Genomic DNA, 17,229 nt, shown 5'->3' on the forward strand with positions numbered 1-17,229 from the left:
ACACTCGGGAGGGCACCATGACACACGCAGAGGGACAGCACGAGACCGAGTCGTCGGGCAACCAGACAGGGAAGATGTACCTGAAGTTCGGCGCCATCCTGCTCGTCAGCCTCGGGGTGATGTGGGTGCTCTCGATGTCGATGATCCGCGAGCTCGGGCACTTCACCTTCAACATCAGCAACTTCTACATGGCGCTCATCATGGTCGCGGCGATGGGGATCGTCATGACGATCGGCATGTGGTCGATGTTCCCGAGCAAGAAGGCGAACATCGCCATGGTCGTCGGGTTCGCTGCCTTGTTCGTCGTCGCGCTGCTGATGGGGAGGAGCGAGGCCTTCGTCGGGGACAAGGGCTTCCTGGAGTCGATGATCCCGCACCACTCGCGGGCGATCCTCGTGTGCCAGGAGTCCGACATCACCGACCCCGAGATCGTGCAGCTGTGCGACGACATCGTCGAAGCGCAGCAGGAGGAGATCGCGCAGATGGAGCGGATCCTCGAGCGCTACTGACGTCGTCCGGTCCCGCGGCGCGAGCTGCGCCGCGGGACCGGACGGACAGGCTGCGACCGTCGCAGCCGAACCGGAAGAAGGAGAGAGAACGATGACCCACCACGTCATGTCGATGCTCGACACCTATCCCAAGGACCTCGGAGGCGTCGACCGGGACAAGCTCGCCGCATGCATCGAGGCATGCTTCGAGTGCGCCCAGACCTGCACGGCGTGCGCCGACGCGTGCCTGGCGGAGGACATGGTCGCAGACCTGACCGCCTGCATCCGCACGAACCTCGACTGCGCGGATGTGTGCGAGGCGACCGGCCGCATCCTCTCGCGGCGCACCGGCGCCGACGCCGCCGTCACGCGCGCGGTGCTCGAGGCCTGTCAGGCCGCGTGCAAGGCGTGCGCGGACGAGTGCGAGCGCCATGCCGACATGCATGAGCACTGCCGAGTGTGCGCCGAGGCGTGCCGGCGGTGCGAGGCCGCCTGCGCCGATCTGCTCGCGTCGCTCGGCTGAGCACGTCCCGACTGCCCTGGCGGGTCTTCCTGGACGCGCCAGGGCAGTCGGGCGCAGGCTTCGGGACGAGCCGTGCCGCTCAGAACCAGGCGTCGCCCGTGCGGCGCGTGTAGACGGCGCGCAGCCAGCGGCCCGCCTTCTGCCACAGCGCGTAGCGGCCGGTGAGCGGCAGCTCGAAGGTGGGCATGTACTTGACCGGCTCCGGCGCCCAGGCGGTCTTGAAGGTGTAGAGGCCGCGGATGTCGCTCGTCTCCCACTCGGCCGGGTCGGGGATGTTCGCGAGCTCGTAGAGCGTGACGCCCTGCGCGTGCAGGTCCTGCATGATCTTCCACTGCATGAGGTAGGGCGCGAAGATCTTCGCGTTCTCGCGGATGCTGCCGGCGTCCTTGTACCAGGCCGTGTCGCCGAAGCGCATGACGAACGCCATCGACTGCACCTCGCCCTGGTAGTGCGCGACGTAGAAGTGGCCCTGGCCGACGGTCTTGTAGACGTCCCAGATGCGCTGGAAGTACTCGGGGTGGCGGAAGTAGCCGCCCGAGCGCTCCTTCGTCTCGCCGATGAGCCGGTGCATCTCGGCCTCGTGCTCGGGCGTCATCGCGACCTTCTCGACCGTCACGCCGAACTTGTTCTCGGCGGCGCGGTAGGAGTTGCGGGCGCGCTTCTTGAAGCGGGCGGCGACCTCGTCGAGCGAGCCGGTGAGGTCGACGGCGACGGCGTGCTGGTACTGGCTCGAGGCCGCCCGCACCCAGCCGTTGCGCTCGAACGCGGCGATGAGTTCGGGATCCTCCGCCTGGAAGGTCTCCATCTTGAGGCCGAACCAGCGCTTGGGGTAGGCCTTGGCGCGGGCGGTGATCGCGTCGACCGCGGCGGCATCGATGCCGGCGACGCGCGGCAGGAAGAGGATGCGGCCCGCGAGCGGCGCGCTGCGCTCGAAGAGCTGGATCGGCAGCTGGCGCTCCCCGCCGCCGGCCACCGGCACGGCCACGACGTCGCGGAGCGCCCGCCACGGGCTCTCCTCACGAGTGCGGGCCCACGCATCCGACTGCATGTAGTGGGCGCGCGGCTGCCCCTCGAGCACCTGCGCGTCCCACGCGGCCCCGTCGGTGGCCTTCGCAGGCCTCGGCTCGGCCGCAGCGGTGATGCTCATGCGCTCGCTCTCGATGGGTGTCTTCGGTGCGGATGCACCGCGGTGCCCCTGGAGGGACTCGAACCCCCAACCAGCTCCTTAGGACGGAGATGCTCTTCCATTGAGCTACAGAGGCCAGGCTCGCCGATTCTAGCGCCGTCGGAGCGGTCCCCGAGCCGCGGGGAGGGACGGCTGCTGCCTCGTGACTAGGCTTGACCAGGAGAGGGGGCGCACGTGCGGGTCAGCTGGATCGATGCCAGGCGATCGATCTCGCGGCGCCTCCGGTCCGCGGCCCTGATCGCCGCCGCCCTGATCATCGGCCTGTTGGGGATGCACACCCTCAGCGGGCACGACAGCCACGATCCGGTCATCGCCTCGGCTGCGGCTCCCGCCGCGGAGCACCATGAAGAAGCCGAGTGCGAGTGCGCGTCGCCGTCGCCGGAGCACTCGATGGCGCTCATGGCATGCGTGCTCGCCCTCCTGGTCGGCCTCGTGGTGCTGCACGCGCCGCGTCGTGGTCACCTCCACTCCGCTCCGTGGACGCGCGCCGGGGCAACCCTCGAACGAGCGCCGCGAGCCCTGCCGCGTCCTCGCCCGCCTTCGCTGACCCTGCTCTCGATCAGCCGGACCTGATGGGCTCTGCAGTGCCCCGGATGCGTCCGGTGCACCGCCGCGCCCTGCGCGGCGCTGAAGCCATCACCAGCCAACCTGATCGAAGGACAGCATTGCCATGCACAAGCACTTCCGCACCATGACCATCGTCTCCGGCGTCGTCGCCTCCGCCATCCTCCTCGCTGGGTGCGCGGCCCAGGACGGAACCGCCAGCCCCTCGCAGAGTCCCGTGCCCAGCGCCTCGGGCGCAGCCGTAGCGGACTTCAACGCCGCCGACGAGATGTTCGCCACCATGATGATCCCCCACCACGAGCAGGCGGTCGAGATGGCCGACGTCCTTCTCGCGAAGGACGGTGCCGACCCGCGCGTCGCAGATCTCGCGCAGCAGATCAAGGACGCACAGGGACCCGAGATCGAGACGATGCGGGGTTGGCTCGAGGCATGGGGCGTCGAGTACGAGGACAGCTCTATGGGCGGCATGGATCACGGCGACGGCATGATGACCGATGACGACATGCGCCAGCTCGAGGATGCCGAGGGCGCAGAGGCGAGCCGCCTGTTCCTGGAGCAGATGGTCGTGCACCACGAAGGAGCCGTGGAGATGGCCGAGGTGCAGGTGGAGACGGGGCAGAACGCGGAAGCGGTCTCCCTGGCCGAGCAGGTGATCGAGGACCAGACCTCGGAGATCGAGACGATGCAGGAGCTGCTCGAGCAGCTCTGACCCGGACCGGCATGGGGAGGCCTGCGGCTGCGCGCCCGAGCCTCCCCATGCCGGCACCCACCCGACCCCCGGTTCGACAGCTATGGAGGCGCCGACGATGAAGACCCCTCGCTCGCGAGCACTGCTCGCCATCCCTGTGCTCGCGCTCCTGCTCTCCGGATGCGCCCAGGAGCCCGCTCCGGACGCAGCAGCCCCAGCTCCGCTGCACGACGATCCGTTCGCACACGTCCACGGCATCGGCGTGCTCCCGGGCGACCCCGACATCCTCGTCGCCACCCACGCAGGCGTCTACCGCGTCGACTCCGCCGGCAAGGCGGAGGGGCCCCTCGGAGGCGAGGACTTCGACGCCATGGGCTTCACCGTCGCCGGTGCCACCCTCTTCGCCTCAGGGCATCCGGGTGCCGCGACGTCTCCCGAGCTCGGCGCTCCCAACCTGGGCATCGTGCGCAGCGTCGACGGAGGAGCGACGTGGGAGCCTGTCGCGCGGACGGGCGTCGAGGACTTCCACGTGCTGACCGGCGGACCCGACGGCAGCCTCTTCGGGATCGGCTCATCGTCGCCCGGCGTGCAGGCGAGCAGCGATGCCGGCACCACCTGGACCGCAGGCGCGGAGCTGGCAGCCGCCGACCTCGCCGTCGGCGGGAGCGACGAGCTCTACGCGGCGACCGAGGACGGCCTGCAGGTCAGCGTCGACGGTGCTGCGACGTTCGCTCCGGTGCCCGACGCGCCGCTGCTGTTCCAGATCGCCGCCGGTGCCGACGGCACGCTGGTCGGCGCAGGCGTCGACGGCCTGCTCTGGCGCGCGCAGGAGGGCGGCGGCTGGGCGAGCGGCGAGCGCTTCAGCGGAGCGCTGCAGACGCTCGCCGTCGGTGAGGGAGGCTCGATGCTGCTCGTCGACGACCGCGGCCTGGTGCGCATCGATGCGAGCGGCGTCGAAGTCATCCGTCCCGCCGGCTAGGCTCGGACGCCGACGCTCACGCGGGTTGCGGCTTCACCGCGTCGGAGCTGTCGCGCCCGACGCCGTACGAGAACTCGCGAGCCTGGCCGGCTTCGAGCGGCGCTACGACCCCTGCAACCCGCACTCGGATGGGCGGAGCGGTTCCCGCGTGCGAGCGCAGCGTGGCACGGTCGGGCTCGACCGCGACATCCAGCAGATGGCCCCGGAACCGGATCCGGAACGCGAGACGCGACAGGCGCGGCGGCAGTCTCGGTTCGAGCGCCAGGAGACCGTCTTCGAGCATCAGGCCCGCGAACGCGCGGACGGGGATGTCGACGGTGCCCGCCATCGCGCCCAGGTGCACGCCCTCTCTGGTCGTGCCGCCCTGCGCGTCGTCCAGGTCGGCGACGAGCGCTTCCCGGAACGCGCTCCACGATCTCGCGGGATCGATGGACGCGAGGGCCGAGGCATGCACGACGCGGCTGAGGGTGGAGCCGTGCGACGTCCGTGCGACGTAGTAGTCCATGGTCCGCAGCAGATCTCCCTGGGAGAACGCGTAGCCGAGCGACGAGACCTGGCGGCAGACCGTCTCGCAGCCGAGGAGATGCACCAGCATGACGACATCGGGCTGCTTGGAGAGCTTGTAGCGGTTGGTGCTGTCGTCCTCGGACTCGAGGATGAGGTCGAGCCGGCCGATGTTGCCGTAGCGCTCGCGGTAGCCCGCCCAGTCCAGCTCCTCGAGCTGCTCATAGCCATCGAACTGGGCCAGCACGCCATCGCGATGGAAGCTGAGGGAGAGCCGCCTGCTGAGATGCCGCCACCGCTCGACCTCGGCGTCCGTGACGGCCAGGCGCTCTCGGACGGAGTCTGCGAGGTGACCGCGCAGCACCGTGAACGACTGCGCGGCTCGAGCGGCGAGCCAGGACACGAGGACATTGGTGTACGCGTTGTCGCGAAGGCCCGTCCCCGGCCGGTCAGGAGGACCGTCGTGGAACTCGTCGGGCCCCATCACCCCGTCGATGTGGAACCGATCGGTGAGCGGGTCGTGCTGGGCGAGCGAGGCGAACAGACGCACGACCTCGACGATCAGCTCGGCACCGCGATCCGCGAGCCACTCGCGGTCGCCGGTCGCCTGGAAGTACAGCCACGCGTTGTATCCGATCGCGAGCCCGACATGGCGCTGCCTATGGGAGTTGTCCGGCATCCATCGCTCCGACCGGGGGTTGTAGAGCGCAGTCGGAGTCTCCTCTCGCCCGTCGCTGCCGCTCTGCCACGGGAACAGCGCACCATCCAGCCCGGCGCGCGATGCCGCGGCGCGCGCGGTGCCGAGCCGTCGCCAGCGATACTCCAGCAGCGCCCGGCTCAGGTCGGGGAGCCGCAGCGCGACGACGGGCATGACGAAGACCTCATCCCAGAACACGTGCCCCCGATAGCCCTCCCCGTGGAGGCCCCGCGCCGGCACTCCCGCGTCCAGCTCGGCGGTGTGCGGGGAGAGCGTCTGCAGGATGTGGAAGACGTGCAGGTTGAGGATCAGCCGGCTCTGGCGGTCGGCGTCCACCGATACCTCGAACAGCTCCCACAGCCGCCGCCATGCCTCGCTATGGCGCTCGCGGAGCACGGCGACGTCGCCGAGCCCGCGCACCCGCCCGAGCGCGGCCTCGCCCGGCTCGCTGATCGCGCGGTCGCGGGAGGTGAAGATCGCGGTGAGCGTGGTGAACGTGACCGGGCGGCCGTCGTCCAGCCGCAGCCTGAACTCCTTGACACGCCGGAGGGCTCCCGACGGCACGTCGAGCACCTCGACTCCATCGGCTCCGGTCATGCGCCATCGCACGGCAGTCGCGATCTCCACACGGCTCTGGCTGGTCTGCGCCTCGCACAGCAGCACATCGTCGAGCTCCCGGAAGGCCACGGACGACAGGTGCGTCGCATCGGTGCCGATGGATGCCTGCACGTTGGTGTTGCGCACATCCGCATCGATCCCGGCCCGGAGCTCGAGCGGACCGCTCCAGCCGCGTGCAGCGAGGGTGGTCTCCAGGACAGCCACGTGCGGATCGTCCATGGAGACGAAGCAGCGCTGCACCAGGTCCACAGTCCCGGCCTCGGGTCCGACGAGCGTCGCTCGCCGCACCGCGACAGCGCGACGCAAGTCGAGCTCCCGCCGGTCGGAGGCGACGAGCGCGCCGCTGGAGAGCCAGCGCCCCCCACCGACCCGCAGGTCAACCCGGAGCCAGTTCGGGGCATTGACGAGGTGCTCCTCCGCGATCTCTCTTCCGTGAACGGCGCTCAGCACGCGGTTGTAGACGCCCGCGAGGTAGGTGCCCGGATAGTGGACGCCGTCGTCGCGGTGCTCGGGGAGGGCTCCCCTCGTCGCGAAGCGGCCGTTGCCGAGCGCCGTGAGGGCTTCTCGATGCCCTTCGTGCTCACGATCGAACCCTTCGTAGAGGAGCGACCAAGTGCCCCCAGCGCGTGCACCCAGGTCGAGCTGCGCCACATCCAGCAGCACGACATCGGCCCCAGCAGCCTCGAGCTCCTCCCGCTGCCCGGACCTCGCGATGCCGACGACGAGCCCGAAGCCGCCTCGCCGCCCCGCCTCCACGCCGGCGACCGAATCCTCGATCAGCGCGGCGCGTGCCGGCGCGACGCCCAATCGAGCGGCAGCCTCCAGGAAGAGCGCGGGGTGCGGCTTGCCCGCTAACCTATCGGCCAACGCGATCTCGCCGTCGACGACGGTGTCGAAGGCGCCCGACAGGCCGGCTGCAGCCAGCAGCGCATGCGCATTGCGGCTGGCCGTGACCAGGCCGGTTGGCACCCCCGCCTCTCGCAGGCGTCGCAGCAACGCCAGCGTGCCGGGGTACACCCGCAGCCCGCGGCCCCTGAGCTCGCCGATGAAGAGCGCATCCTTGCGTGCCGCGAGACCTGCGACCGTCCACGCATCGGGCGGGTCACCGACGCGCCCGGCCTGCAGGGAGATGCCGCGAGCGCCCAGGTAGGCGGCGACGCCGTCCTCGCGGCTGCGGCCATCGACGTAGCGCCGATAGTCGGCCTCTGCGTCGAAGCGGCGCTCCGGATCGCGGGCTCGCGCTCGCGGGTCCTGCAGCACCTCGTCGAAGAGGCGCTTCCAGGCCGCCGCGTGGACGACAGCGGTATCCGTGACGACGCCGTCCATGTCGAACAGCACGGCGTCGTAGACCGCGTCCATGCCGTGTGCGCCGCTCGCGCGGCGTCGGCGAGGCGCTCCCGTCCTCGTCGACCGGTCCGGTGACTCCGATACTGCGTCCACCGCGCGCTCGCCGCCTGCCGCCGATCAGGCCGTCGTCATCGCCGCGGCACCTGGGGCGCGGCCGCGACCTGCTCAGCGGCGGGCGCTGCCTGCGCGGGCAGGCTGAGCCGCTTCAGCAGCAGCGCGTTGACGGCGACGATGACGCTCGAGCCCGACATGCTGATCGCCGCGATCTCCGGGCTCAGCATCAGCCCGAACGCCGGGTAGAACACGCCTGCGGCGACGGGCAGCGCGATGGCGTTGTATCCGATCGCCCATCCGAGGTTCTGTCGCATCTTGCGTAGCGTGCCCTTGCCGATCCGCAGCGCGACTGCCACATCCAGCGGATCCGAGCGCATGAGGACGACGTCGGCCGTCTCGATCGCGACGTCGGTGCCCGCACCGATCGCGATCCCGAGGTCCGCCTGCGCCAGCGCAGGAGCATCGTTGACGCCGTCGCCCACCATCGCCACCTTCTTGCCCGCGGCTTGGAGCTCGGCGATGCGTGCGCTCTTGTCCTCGGGCAGCACCTCTGCGATCACCGTGTCGATGCCCAGCAGGGATGCGATCCGCTCGGCCGTCGGCTGGTTGTCTCCGGTCAGCATCACCACCTCGATCCCGGCGTCGTGCAGGGCATCGATGGATGCCCTGGCAGTCTCGCGCGGCGCGTCCGCGAGCGCGATCAGGCCGGCGGCCTGACCGTCCACGGCGAACATGATGGCAGTCCGGCCGCCCTCGGCGAACGCGCGGTGCTGGGCCGCGATGGCCGCGAAGTCGACTCCCTCCGCCGTGAGGAGCCGCGTGCTCCCGAGCACCACCGTCCGGCCCTCCACCGTCGCGACCGCTCCTTGGCCGGTGATGTTGCGGAAGGCGCTGGCGCTGCGGCGAGGCGCGCCGCGTCGATCCGCGTAGTCCACGATTGCACGGGCGAGGGGGTGCTCCGACTCCCGCTCCGCGGCCGCCACCAGCCCCAGCAGCTCGAGAGCGTCACCTCCGACGGGGACGTAGTCGGTGACCTCCGGCTGGCCCTTCGTGAGGGTGCCCGTCTTGTCGAGGACGACCGCATCGATGCGTGCGGCGGTCTCGATGCCGGTCGCGTTCTTGAACAGGACCCCGCGCTTCGCGCCGAGCCCCGTGCCGACCATGATGGCGGTCGGCGTCGCGAGCCCGAGCGCATCGGGGCACGTGATCACGACGACGGTGATCGCGAACAGGATTGCCATCGGCACGTCGGCGCCGGCCAGCCACCAGGCCAAGAAGGTGGCGGAGCCGCCGATGAGCGCGACGAGCACGAGCCAGAACGCGGCACGGTCCGCGAGTCGCTGCCCGGGCGCCTTGGAGTTCTGTGCCCGCTGCACGAGCTGCACGATCTGCGCCAGCGCTGTATCGGCACCGATCTTGGTCGCACGCACCCGCAGCGTGCCCACGGTGTTCACCGTCGCTCCGATCACCTCGGATCCGGGCTCCTTGCCCACCGGCATGGACTCGCCCGTCACCATCGACTCGTCGACCTCGGAGACGCCCTCCTCGACGTCGCCGTCGGTCGGGATCTTCGCCCCGGGCCGCACCAGCATGAGGTCTCCGGGCATGACCTCGGACGTGGAGACCTCCACTTCGACGCCGTCTCGGATGACGACCGCCCGTGGCGGCGCGAGCTCCAGCAGCCGGCGGATCGCGTCGTTCGCCCCGCCTCGGGCGCGCATCTCGACCCAGTGGCCGAGGAGCACGAAGGTCGCGAGCACGGATGCCGCCTCGTAGAAGACCTCGCCGCCGCCCGTGAGCGTGACCACCAGGCTGTACAGCCAGCCCGCACCCACGCCGACGGCCACCAGGACCATCATGTCGAGGGTCCGCTCACGCAGTGCTCGCCAAGCACCGTCGAAGAAGATCCAGGCGGCGTAGAAGATCACCGGCAGCGAGAGGATCAGCGCGAAGACGTCGTCGCGAAGCCCGAACGGGGCCGGGACCGCGAACCCCATCACCTCCCGACCGATGGGCGACCAGAGCGTGATGGGGATCGAGAGCAGCGCAGCGACCACGAAGCGATTGCGCATGTCGCGCGTCATCGCCTCCATGGACATGCCGGCGTGGTGGCCTCCATGTCCCATGGCATCCTGCGCGGAAGCTGCGGCCTCGTGCTTTCGGCCGCCGTCGTCGACCGGGGCGGAAGGCCCCCCGTGCGTGTCGTGCACGGCGGAGGCTGGATCGCAGATGTGGTCCGGCACGGACTGCCCGGAGCAGTGATAGCCGCACTCGATCACCCAGTCGCGGAGCTGCCCGACGGTGGTGACGCGGGGGTCGTAGGTGACGTTGGCGGTCTGCGCGACCGGGTTGGCGTCCACTGCGACGACCCCCGGGCGGCGCCGCAGCGCAGCTTCAGCGACGGACTTCGAGGACGCCCAGTGCACGCCGCTGACCTCGAGGACCACGGTGCTCGGCGCGGTGGTCATGCGGCCCGTCGCGGAGCAGCGTCGATCGCAACGCGTCGCATCCGGCGACCGAGCCGGTCCTGCACCACCGAGCGCCGCATGGACATGGGCGACCTCCCGTCCGAGCCCATGCTAACCGCGCTCCGGACTCGCGTGCAGGGCCTCCTTGTGCTGCATGGGCGGCACCCGGAGGACCGCGAGGCTCGTCCTCACCGCGCTGCACGACGAAGCGCCCGCCCCGAGGGGGCGGGCGCTTCGTGATGCAAGATCAGGTGATGTCGATGAACACCGGTGCCGTGCCGCCGATGTTGACGCCTGCGACCACCGTGTTGTAGCCCGACCAGCCGCCGTGCACGGCCTGTCCACCACCGATGTAGATGGCGATGTGCGCACGACCGACGCCTCCGTCGGCGTAGTAGATCACGTCGCCGGGCGAGGCCTGCGACATCGGGATGGTCGGGCCGAGGTTGAACAGCGAGCCCATGCCCGAGTACGGGAGCCCGGCAGCACCGATGGCCTTGCGCACCAGCTGCACGCAGTCCTGCGAGACGCCCACCTGCGCGAGCGCAGCGTTGGCGATGACGCTCCCGGACGCTCCGGCCGAGGCTGCAGCGGAGGTCGTGCTGGAAGACGAGGACGAGGATCCCGTCGTCGCCCCGGCCGTTGCCTGCTCAGCCTGCTGCTCCTGCGCAGCCTGCTCCTGCGCAGCCTGCTGCTGCTCGAGCTCGGCCTGCGCCGCAGCCTCGAGCTCCGCGCGGATCTGCTCGAGCTCCTCGGCCGTCGTCGCCTGCACGTCGAGGCGGGCCTCCAGGCCAGGGCCACCAGCCGTCACGATGCCCGAGACCGACTGGGCATCCTGGGCGACGATGGCCGAGTACGAGTCGGCGGCGTCGACATTGGAGCTCGAGGCGAAGGCGGGGAGGGCGAGGGGCGTGGCGAGTGCCGCAGCGACAGCGATCACGCCCACACGACGGGCGTTGCGCGCCACCGACGCGCGGGTGAAGCGCTTCTTGTCAGTGGACTCGAAGCCGGTCATCTCGGTTGAGGTCGTCACAGGCTGATACTCCAAAAATCTCGGTGGAACGAAGCACCGACAAGCGGCACTCCGACCCACGTTACCAAATCGTTATCGTTTTGTCACCCGGCGTGCAGGTCAGCCGAACCGGCGGACCTCGGGCGTGCCGAACGCGGCGAGCATGGCCGCATAGTTGGAGTACTTCACCGGCTTGCCACTCGTCGCTGCATGCACGATCTGCCCTCCCCCGACGAACACCGCGACGTGCCCGTTCCACACCAGCAGGTCGCCGGGAGCGACCTGCGACGCGGGCACGGGTGTGCCGTAGCCGGCCTGCGCGTTGGACGAGTGCGGCAGGTAGTGCCCTGCCTGCCCGTACACCCACACCGTGAAGCCGGAGCAGTCGAAGCCCGTGGCCGGGCTCGAGCCGCCCCAGACGTAGGGAACGCCGAGCTGCGACTGCGCGATCGCGGCGATCGAGCCGTTGGCGGGGATGCTCGCCGCCGCAGACGTGCTGACGGCCGCGCCGCCCGTCGCCGCAGCGGAGGCGACCTCCGCCGCTTGCTCGCGCGCCTCGGCCAGCTCGGCCTGGCGCGCCTCCTCGGCGGCGGCGGCGGCCTCCTGCAGCTCGGCGAGCTGCTCGGCGGTCGTGCCGGCGATGCCCTCCCGCGCGACGAGGTCGACGCGCGCGTCGGCGGCGACGGTGACGGTCTGCGAGTTCTCGGCGACGATGCTCGCGAGCTCGTCGGCGGAGAACTGCTCGCCCTGCGGCCCGAAGGCCGCCGCGGGCAGCGACAGCGCCCCGACGAGGGCGGCCGCGATGCTGACCACGCCGACGCTCTTCACGCCGCGGCGGAGCGGCGCGAGCGCGCGCTCCCTCGGAGCAGGTCGTCCGGCCATCGGGACGGCGATGGCCGTCGAGTGCTGCTGATCCATGCTTCGGTGTTCCCCCAGATGCGTGCAGATCCCCGCACCACGGGTGCAGGGCTGACGCGGCGAGACTAGCCGACCGTTACCAATCCGTCACAATCCGTCCACGCCCGTCGGCGAGCCTCTGAGGGGCCTGGACGAAGCCTGGACGTCACGCCTCGAGGTAGACGTGCTGCGCGAGCTCGACGGGCAGGTCGATCGCGGCGCCGCCGACCACGGAGAGGCGGATGCGCGCGCCGACGTCGGTCACGGCGACGCGCGCGCCGGGGACCACGCCGGCGGCCTGCAGCTCGGCGAGCCCCTCGATGTCGTGCTGCACCGGCTCCCCGAGCCTGCGCACCACGTGCTCGCCCCGCGCATCCGTCGCCGGCACGACGCCCGCGAGGAACGCCTCGGCGGGCTCGAGCCCCAGCTCGGCGAGGCCCGGGATGGGCGTGCCGTACGGCGACTCGCGCGGGTTGCCGAGCAGCGCGAGCAGCCGGCGCTCGACCTGCTCGCTCATGACGTGCTCCCAGCGGCACGCCTCGTCGTGCACGAGGCTCCAGTCGAGCCCGATGACGTCGGCGAGCAGCCGCTCGGCGAGGCGGTGCTTGCGCAGCACCCGGATCGCGAGCGCGCGGCCCTCCTCGGTGAGCTCGAGGTGGCGGTCCGGCGCGACGACGACGAGCCCGTCGCGCTCCATGCGCGCGATCGTCTGCGACACCGTCGGGCCCGAGTGGTGCAGCCGCTCCGAGATGCGGGCGCGCAGGGGCGTGATGCCCTCCTCCTCGAGATCGAGGATCGTGCGGAGGTACATCTCTGTCGTGTCGACGAGATCCGTCACCCGCAGCTCCCGCTTCCTTCGCCCCGTCCGCCAGCCATCCGGCTCCACCCTATTGTCGCCGCGCTCGTAGGATCGTCAGCGTGAGCGACATCGTCATCCCCGCCGACCTCCTGCCCGCCGACGGACGATTCGGCTGCGGACCGTCCAAGGTGCGGCCCGAGCAGGTCGCGCGCCTGCAGTCGAGCCTCGACCTGCTCGGCACGAGCCACCGGCAGGCGCCGGTGAAGGGTCTCGTGCGCTCGGTGCGCGAGGGGCTCGCCGAGCTCTTCTCGCTGCCCGACGGCTACGAGGTGCTGCTCGGCAACGGCGGCTCGACCGCCTTCTGGGACGCCGCGGCCTTCAGCCTGATAGAGCGCCGCTCGCACCACCTCACCTTCGGCGAGTTCGGCGCGAAGTTCGCGAAGGCCGCTGCCGCGCCGTGGCTCGAGGTGCCGAGCGTCGCGAGCGCCGAGCCCGGCTCGCGCCCGGCGCTCGAGGACGTCGAGGGGGTCGACGTCGTCGCCTACCCGCACAACGAGACCTCCACGGGCGTCTTCCACCCGGTCGTCCGGGGACAGGCGGATGCGCTCACGGTCGTGGACGCCACGAGCGCGGCGGGCGGCCTGGCCGTCGACGTCGCCGAGAGCGACCTCTACTACTTCGCGCCGCAGAAGAACTTCGCCGCCGACGGCGGCCTGTGGCTCGCGCTCGCCTCCCCGGCGGCGATCGAGCGCATCGAGCGGATCGGCGGCTCCGGCCGCTACATCCCGGAGTTCCTGTCGCTGCAGCAGGCGGTGACGAACTCCCGCCTCGACCAGACCCTCAACACGCCCGCGCTCGCGACGCTGCTGCTGCTCGACGAGCAGATCCGCTGGATGCTCGCCTCCGGCGGCCTCGACGCGATGGCGGCTCGCACGGCCGAGTCGGCGTCGACGCTGTACGCCTGGGCCGAGGCGCGCGCCGAGGCGACGCCGTTCGTCGCCGACCCGGCGCACCGCTCCGACGTCGTCGTCACGATCGACTTCGACGAGTCGGTCGATGCTGCCGCGCTCGCGAAGGCGCTGCGCGCCAACGGCGTGGTCGACACGGAGCCCTACCGCAAGCTCGGCCGCAACCAGCTGCGCGTCGCGACCTTCGCCGCGATCGAGCCTGCCGACGTGCTGCAGCTGACCCGCTGCCTCGACTTCCTGCTCGAGCGCTAGTCAGCGGTCGGCGCCGGCGGCCTCGTCGTCGGCGTCGACCGCCTCGTCGTCGGCGTCGTCCGCCTCGTCGTCGTCGCCGAGGTCGTGCTCGTCGTCGATCGCGAAGTCGTCGTCGAAGTCGTCCTCGAGGTCGGCCTCGAGATCCGACTCCAGCTCCTCGTCGTCGACGAAGTCGTCGTCGTCGTCCGCGCCCTCGGCGCCCGAGGCCTCCTTGGCCGCCAGGTAGTCGGCGAGCCGGTCGGCCCACGGCACCCAGGCGGGCGCGAGCAGGGAGCCCTCGCCGGGCAGCAGCGCCACCTCGAGCACGGTGGGGCCGCCCTCGAGGCCGCGCGAGAGCAGCACCGTCCACGACCAGTCGGGGTAGCCGCCGAGCGTCGAGGCGTGGCGGATCGCGAGCACGTGGTCGCCCTCGGCGAAGGCGTCCTGCACCTCGCCCACGGCGCCCTTCGGCGCGACCTCGTCGAGCGCGGCGATCGCGAGCTCGAGCTCCTGGAGCGTCGGCGTCGCGGGCACGGGCGCGGGCGACTCGGCCTGCGGGGCGGCCGCCTGCGCGTCGGCCTCGGCGGGCGCCTCGGCGTCAGCGGCCACCGCTGCGTCAGCGGGCGCGTGGGCCTCAGCGGCCGTGTCGGCCTCAGCGGGCGCGCCGGCCTCAGGCATCGAGGTCATCGGCGACCCTCCGGAGCATCTGCGCGACGGTCGAGCCGTGCGCGGCGCTCGGGTAGCGGCCGCGACGGAGGTCGTTGCCGATGGTGTCGAGCAGGCGCACGAGGTCCTCGACGATGATCGCCATGTCCTCCGTGTCGCGGCGGGCGGCCTTCACCGCGGCGCCGCCGACCGTGCGCAGCGAGAGCGCCTGCGGGCCGCGACGGCCCTCGGCGATGCCGTACTCGACCTTCGCGCCGGGCTTGATGACGACGCCCTCGGGCACAGCGGACGCGTGCAGGAACACCTCGACGCCGTCGTCCCCGGCGATGAAGCCGAAGCCCTTGGCCTCGTCGAAGAACTTCACCCTGCCCGTCGGCATGGCACCCTCCCCAGCGTCTGCACTGCGGCGCCCTGCCGCTTGCGCCCCAGCGTAGTCGGCGCCGGATGGGCGGATGACCGCGTTATCCTGGTCGGATGCCGAAGGCGAGCAGCAACCCGACGCAGCGCCCCAGGAAGCGGGAGCGCGGCACCGCGACCGAGGAGCGCTCCGCGCGCGGCCTCGTCGAGCGCGTGCTCGCGATCGGCGTCGTCGCCTTCGCCGCCATCGCCCTGCTCGGCTTCGCCGCCACCATGCTCCACGTCGGCCTCCGCGACTCGGTCGAGCTCTTCGCCGCCACGCTGTGGCAGTGGGCGTTCTGGCTGCCGCTCGTGGCGCTGCCGCTCATGATCGTCTGCCTCGTCGCCCTCGTGATCGTGAGCGCCGCCGGCAAGGCCCGCAGGCGCTGATGGACGTCGTCGCGCTCGCCGCCCGCATCCAGGCGATGCCCGACGACGCGCTCGACGCGCTCGTGGTCGAGCGGCAGGCGCCGCTGCAGCTCTCCTCCACGTTCGACCTCGCCGAGCACCTGCTGTCGGATGCGTCGATCGCGCAGGCGCTCCGGTGGCGGTCGGCGGCCGAGCTGGCCGCGCTCGCCGAGGGCGGCTCGACGCCGAGGCTCGACGCGCTGCTGCTCGCCGTCGACGGCGTCGCGCTCGCGCCCGTGCGGGCCGCCGCGCGGGCGGCGCTCGAAGCCGCCGGCCTCGACGAGGCGGCCCCGCGCGCGACCGAGCCCATCGAGAGCCCGACCGCGCCGCAGCTCGCGATCGACGAGGCGATCAAGGTCGCCGAGCTCGTGCACCGCATCGCCGACCACCCCGTCGTGCTCCGCAGCCGCTCCCAGCTGCCCGCGGCCGTCGCGCGCGACCTCGCCGAGGCGGTGGACGCCGACCCGGCGCAGCTCGAGGAGCGGCTCGAGCCCGCGCTCCTCGCCGGCCTCGTCGACCGCTCCGACGGGCGGCTGCGCGCCACCGTCGACGCCGACGCCTGGCTCGCCGCCCCCGTGCCCGACCGCTGGCTCGTGCTCGCGCAGGCCTGGCTCGCCGCCACCCCCGACGTCGAGGCGGTCGCGGGCGACCCGCGCGCGGGCTTCCCGCTCGCCGGCGACGCCGAGCGCGCGGTGCGCGAGCGACAGCACCGGCAGGCGCAGCGGCTCGGCCTCGTCGATCGCGGCTCGCTCACGACGCTCGCCGCCGACCTGCAGGGCGGGCGCACCGTCGAGGGCGAGCCGGCCGCCCGCGCCGCGCTCGCCGCCCACGTGCCCCCGGCCACCGCATCCGTCTACCTCCAGCCCGACCTGTCGGCCGTCGCACCCGGGCCGCTCACGCCCGAGGTCGAGTCGCGCCTGCGCCGCATCGCCCGCATCGAGCGCGCCGGCATCGCCTCGCAGTGGCGCATCACGGCGCAGAGCATCACCGCGGGCCTCGCGGGCGGCGAGACCGCCGAGGGGCTGCTCGCCTTCCTCGCCGACGCCTCGCTCACGGGGCTCCCGCAGCCGGTCGCCTACCTCGTGCGCGACACCGCCGCCCGCTTCGGCAGCCTGCGCGTGCGCGCCGTCGACCCCGTCGCCGAGGGCGGCGCGCGCTCGCAGGCGCGCAGCGACGACGCGCAGCTCATCCGCACCATCGCCGTCGACCGGGCGCTCGCCGCGATCGGGCCCGCGCAGACGGGGCCCCACCGCGTCACCTTCCGCCCGAGCGCCGAGGAGTCGCTCGACGCGCTGCTCGACGAGCGCTACCCCGCGGTGCTCGAGGACGAGCACGGCGAGCTGGTCGTGCGCGTGCCCGAGCGCGCCCCGCGGCGCGAGCGCGAGCAGCACCGGCTCGTGGCGCGCCTGCGCGACGCCGGCTTCGAGGTGGGCGAGCACGAGCGCGCCTGGCTCGAGCGGCAGCTGCAGACGGCCGTGCGCGAGCGCGTGCCGGTGCGGCTGACGCTCATGACCGCCACCGATCCGGTCGACATCGAGCTCGTGCCGCTCGCCGTCGCGAACGGCCGGCTCCGCGCGCGGGACGCGAACCGCGACGTCGAGCGCACGCTGCCGCTCAGCGCGATCACGAAGGTCGCGGGGCTGGGTGCGCTGAGCTGACGCCTCCTGATGTCCGGGACGGACGTCAGCGCTGGGGTCGCGGCGACGACGCGAAGGCGTCGTCGCCTCAGCTCCACC

General features: G+C 72.0%; 16 protein-coding genes and 1 tRNA gene. 8 read left to right on the plus strand and 9 right to left on the minus strand.

Features of this window, described 5'->3' with window-relative positions; genetic code table 11:
• The first annotated feature begins 17 nt into the window (after window positions 1–17).
• Together J2X49_RS01685 and J2X49_RS01690 are read left to right on the plus strand one after the other, a co-directional pair.
• Window positions 18–509, plus strand: a complete 492-nt coding sequence (locus J2X49_RS01685; protein WP_310121766.1) for a DUF305 domain-containing protein — start codon at window positions 18–20, stop codon at window positions 507–509.
• A gap of 91 nt (window positions 510–600) precedes the next feature.
• Window positions 601–1,011 (plus strand): four-helix bundle copper-binding protein, encoded by a 411-nt coding sequence (locus tag J2X49_RS01690; RefSeq protein WP_310121768.1) that lies wholly within the window; start codon window positions 601–603, stop codon window positions 1,009–1,011.
• Between the two features lie 79 nt (window positions 1,012–1,090).
• Here the strand turns inward: J2X49_RS01690 and J2X49_RS01695 are convergent, their stop codons facing one another.
• Both J2X49_RS01695 and J2X49_RS01700 read right to left on the minus strand, forming a co-directional pair.
• Window positions 1,091–2,158, minus strand: coding sequence for a peptidoglycan bridge formation glycyltransferase FemA/FemB family protein (locus J2X49_RS01695; RefSeq protein ID WP_310121771.1), 1,068 nt, complete (start codon window positions 2,156–2,158; stop codon window positions 1,091–1,093).
• A 43-nt stretch (window positions 2,159–2,201) separates the two neighbouring features.
• Window positions 2,202–2,273, minus strand: a tRNA-Arg gene (locus tag J2X49_RS01700).
• 98 nt (window positions 2,274–2,371) lie between these two features.
• Between J2X49_RS01700 and J2X49_RS01705 the strand changes: the two genes are divergently transcribed.
• The 3 genes from J2X49_RS01705 to J2X49_RS01715 all read left to right on the plus strand — a co-directional run bounded on the left by J2X49_RS01705 (window position 2,372) and on the right by J2X49_RS01715 (window position 4,428).
• Window positions 2,372–2,770 carry a DUF6153 family protein gene (locus J2X49_RS01705; protein ID WP_310121773.1) on the plus strand — a complete coding sequence of 133 codons (399 nt, stop codon included), beginning with the start codon at window positions 2,372–2,374 and terminating at the stop codon, window positions 2,768–2,770.
• Between the two features lie 97 nt (window positions 2,771–2,867).
• Window positions 2,868–3,470, plus strand: a complete 603-nt coding sequence (locus J2X49_RS01710) for a DUF305 domain-containing protein (protein ID WP_310121775.1) — start codon at window positions 2,868–2,870, stop codon at window positions 3,468–3,470.
• A 97-nt stretch (window positions 3,471–3,567) separates the two neighbouring features.
• Window positions 3,568–4,428: a F510_1955 family glycosylhydrolase gene (locus J2X49_RS01715; RefSeq protein WP_310121780.1), complete on the plus strand. Its 861-nt coding sequence runs from the start codon at window positions 3,568–3,570 to the stop codon at window positions 4,426–4,428.
• A gap of 16 nt (window positions 4,429–4,444) precedes the next feature.
• Here the strand turns inward: J2X49_RS01715 and J2X49_RS01720 are convergent, their stop codons facing one another.
• The 5 genes from J2X49_RS01720 to J2X49_RS01740 form a co-directional block, all read right to left on the minus strand.
• Entirely contained in the window at window positions 4,445–7,606 is a 3,162-nt protein-coding gene (locus J2X49_RS01720) for an HAD-IA family hydrolase (protein ID WP_310121782.1), read from the minus strand.
• Window positions 7,607–7,722: 116 nt separating this feature from the next.
• Window positions 7,723–10,116 carry a heavy metal translocating P-type ATPase gene (locus J2X49_RS01725; protein ID WP_310121785.1) on the minus strand — a complete coding sequence of 798 codons (2,394 nt, stop codon included), beginning with the start codon at window positions 10,114–10,116 and terminating at the stop codon, window positions 7,723–7,725.
• A gap of 247 nt (window positions 10,117–10,363) precedes the next feature.
• Window positions 10,364–11,149 (minus strand): NlpC/P60 family protein, encoded by a 786-nt coding sequence (locus J2X49_RS01730; RefSeq protein WP_310121787.1) that lies wholly within the window; start codon window positions 11,147–11,149, stop codon window positions 10,364–10,366.
• A 99-nt stretch (window positions 11,150–11,248) separates the two neighbouring features.
• Window positions 11,249–12,046 (minus strand): C40 family peptidase, encoded by a 798-nt coding sequence (locus J2X49_RS01735; protein WP_310121790.1) that lies wholly within the window; start codon window positions 12,044–12,046, stop codon window positions 11,249–11,251.
• A 145-nt stretch (window positions 12,047–12,191) separates the two neighbouring features.
• Entirely contained in the window at window positions 12,192–12,863 is a 672-nt protein-coding gene (locus tag J2X49_RS01740; RefSeq protein ID WP_310121792.1) for an iron dependent repressor, metal binding and dimerization domain protein, read from the minus strand.
• 80 nt (window positions 12,864–12,943) lie between these two features.
• Between J2X49_RS01740 and serC the strand changes: the two genes are divergently transcribed.
• Window positions 12,944–14,044: a phosphoserine transaminase gene (serC, locus tag J2X49_RS01745; RefSeq protein ID WP_310121796.1), complete on the plus strand. Its 1,101-nt coding sequence runs from the start codon at window positions 12,944–12,946 to the stop codon at window positions 14,042–14,044.
• Here the strand turns inward: serC and J2X49_RS01750 are convergent, their stop codons facing one another.
• Both J2X49_RS01750 and J2X49_RS01755 read right to left on the minus strand, forming a co-directional pair.
• Entirely contained in the window at window positions 14,045–14,710 is a 666-nt protein-coding gene (locus tag J2X49_RS01750; RefSeq protein ID WP_310121798.1) for a DUF3027 domain-containing protein, read from the minus strand.
• Entirely contained in the window at window positions 14,694–15,068 is a 375-nt protein-coding gene (locus tag J2X49_RS01755) for a cold-shock protein (protein WP_146355429.1), read from the minus strand. The genes J2X49_RS01750 and J2X49_RS01755 overlap by 17 nt, the downstream gene beginning before the upstream one ends.
• A 95-nt stretch (window positions 15,069–15,163) precedes the next feature.
• Between J2X49_RS01755 and J2X49_RS01760 the strand changes: the two genes are divergently transcribed.
• Both J2X49_RS01760 and J2X49_RS01765 read left to right on the plus strand, forming a co-directional pair.
• Window positions 15,164–15,475 carry a hypothetical protein gene (locus J2X49_RS01760; protein ID WP_164877040.1) on the plus strand — a complete coding sequence of 104 codons (312 nt, stop codon included), beginning with the start codon at window positions 15,164–15,166 and terminating at the stop codon, window positions 15,473–15,475.
• On the plus strand, window positions 15,475–17,151 hold the full coding sequence (locus J2X49_RS01765; RefSeq protein WP_310121804.1) for a helicase-associated domain-containing protein: 1,677 nt from the start codon (window positions 15,475–15,477) through the stop codon (window positions 17,149–17,151). The genes J2X49_RS01760 and J2X49_RS01765 overlap by 1 nt, the downstream gene beginning before the upstream one ends.
• The last annotated feature ends 78 nt before the right edge of the window (window positions 17,152–17,229 follow it).

The organism is Agrococcus sp. BE272 (assembly GCF_031457935.1).
Classification (GTDB): domain Bacteria; phylum Actinomycetota; class Actinomycetes; order Actinomycetales; family Microbacteriaceae; genus Agrococcus; species Agrococcus sediminis.

What these genes read in the sequence shown, in the direction of transcription:
- J2X49_RS01685 (WP_310121766.1), top strand. Translation starts at nt 18, where the DNA reads ATGACACACGCAGAGGGACAGCACGAGACCGAGTCGTCGGGCAACCAG.
- J2X49_RS01690 (WP_310121768.1), top strand. Translation starts at nt 601, where the DNA reads ATGACCCACCACGTCATGTCGATGCTCGACACCTATCCCAAGGACCTC.
- J2X49_RS01695 (WP_310121771.1), bottom strand. Translation starts at nt 2,158, where the DNA reads ATGAGCATCACCGCTGCGGCCGAGCCGAGGCCTGCGAAGGCCACCGAC.
- J2X49_RS01710 (WP_310121775.1), top strand. Translation starts at nt 2,868, where the DNA reads ATGCACAAGCACTTCCGCACCATGACCATCGTCTCCGGCGTCGTCGCC.
- J2X49_RS01715 (WP_310121780.1), top strand. Translation starts at nt 3,568, where the DNA reads ATGAAGACCCCTCGCTCGCGAGCACTGCTCGCCATCCCTGTGCTCGCG.
- J2X49_RS01720 (WP_310121782.1), bottom strand. Translation starts at nt 7,606, where the DNA reads ATGGACGCGGTCTACGACGCCGTGCTGTTCGACATGGACGGCGTCGTC.
- J2X49_RS01725 (WP_310121785.1), bottom strand. Translation starts at nt 10,116, where the DNA reads ATGACCACCGCGCCGAGCACCGTGGTCCTCGAGGTCAGCGGCGTGCAC.
- J2X49_RS01735 (WP_310121790.1), bottom strand. Translation starts at nt 12,046, where the DNA reads ATGGATCAGCAGCACTCGACGGCCATCGCCGTCCCGATGGCCGGACGA.
- J2X49_RS01750 (WP_310121798.1), bottom strand. Translation starts at nt 14,710, where the DNA reads ATGACCTCGATGCCTGAGGCCGGCGCGCCCGCTGAGGCCGACACGGCC.
- J2X49_RS01755 (WP_146355429.1), bottom strand. Translation starts at nt 15,068, where the DNA reads ATGCCGACGGGCAGGGTGAAGTTCTTCGACGAGGCCAAGGGCTTCGGC.
- J2X49_RS01760 (WP_164877040.1), top strand. Translation starts at nt 15,164, where the DNA reads ATGCCGAAGGCGAGCAGCAACCCGACGCAGCGCCCCAGGAAGCGGGAG.
- J2X49_RS01765 (WP_310121804.1), top strand. Translation starts at nt 15,475, where the DNA reads ATGGACGTCGTCGCGCTCGCCGCCCGCATCCAGGCGATGCCCGACGAC.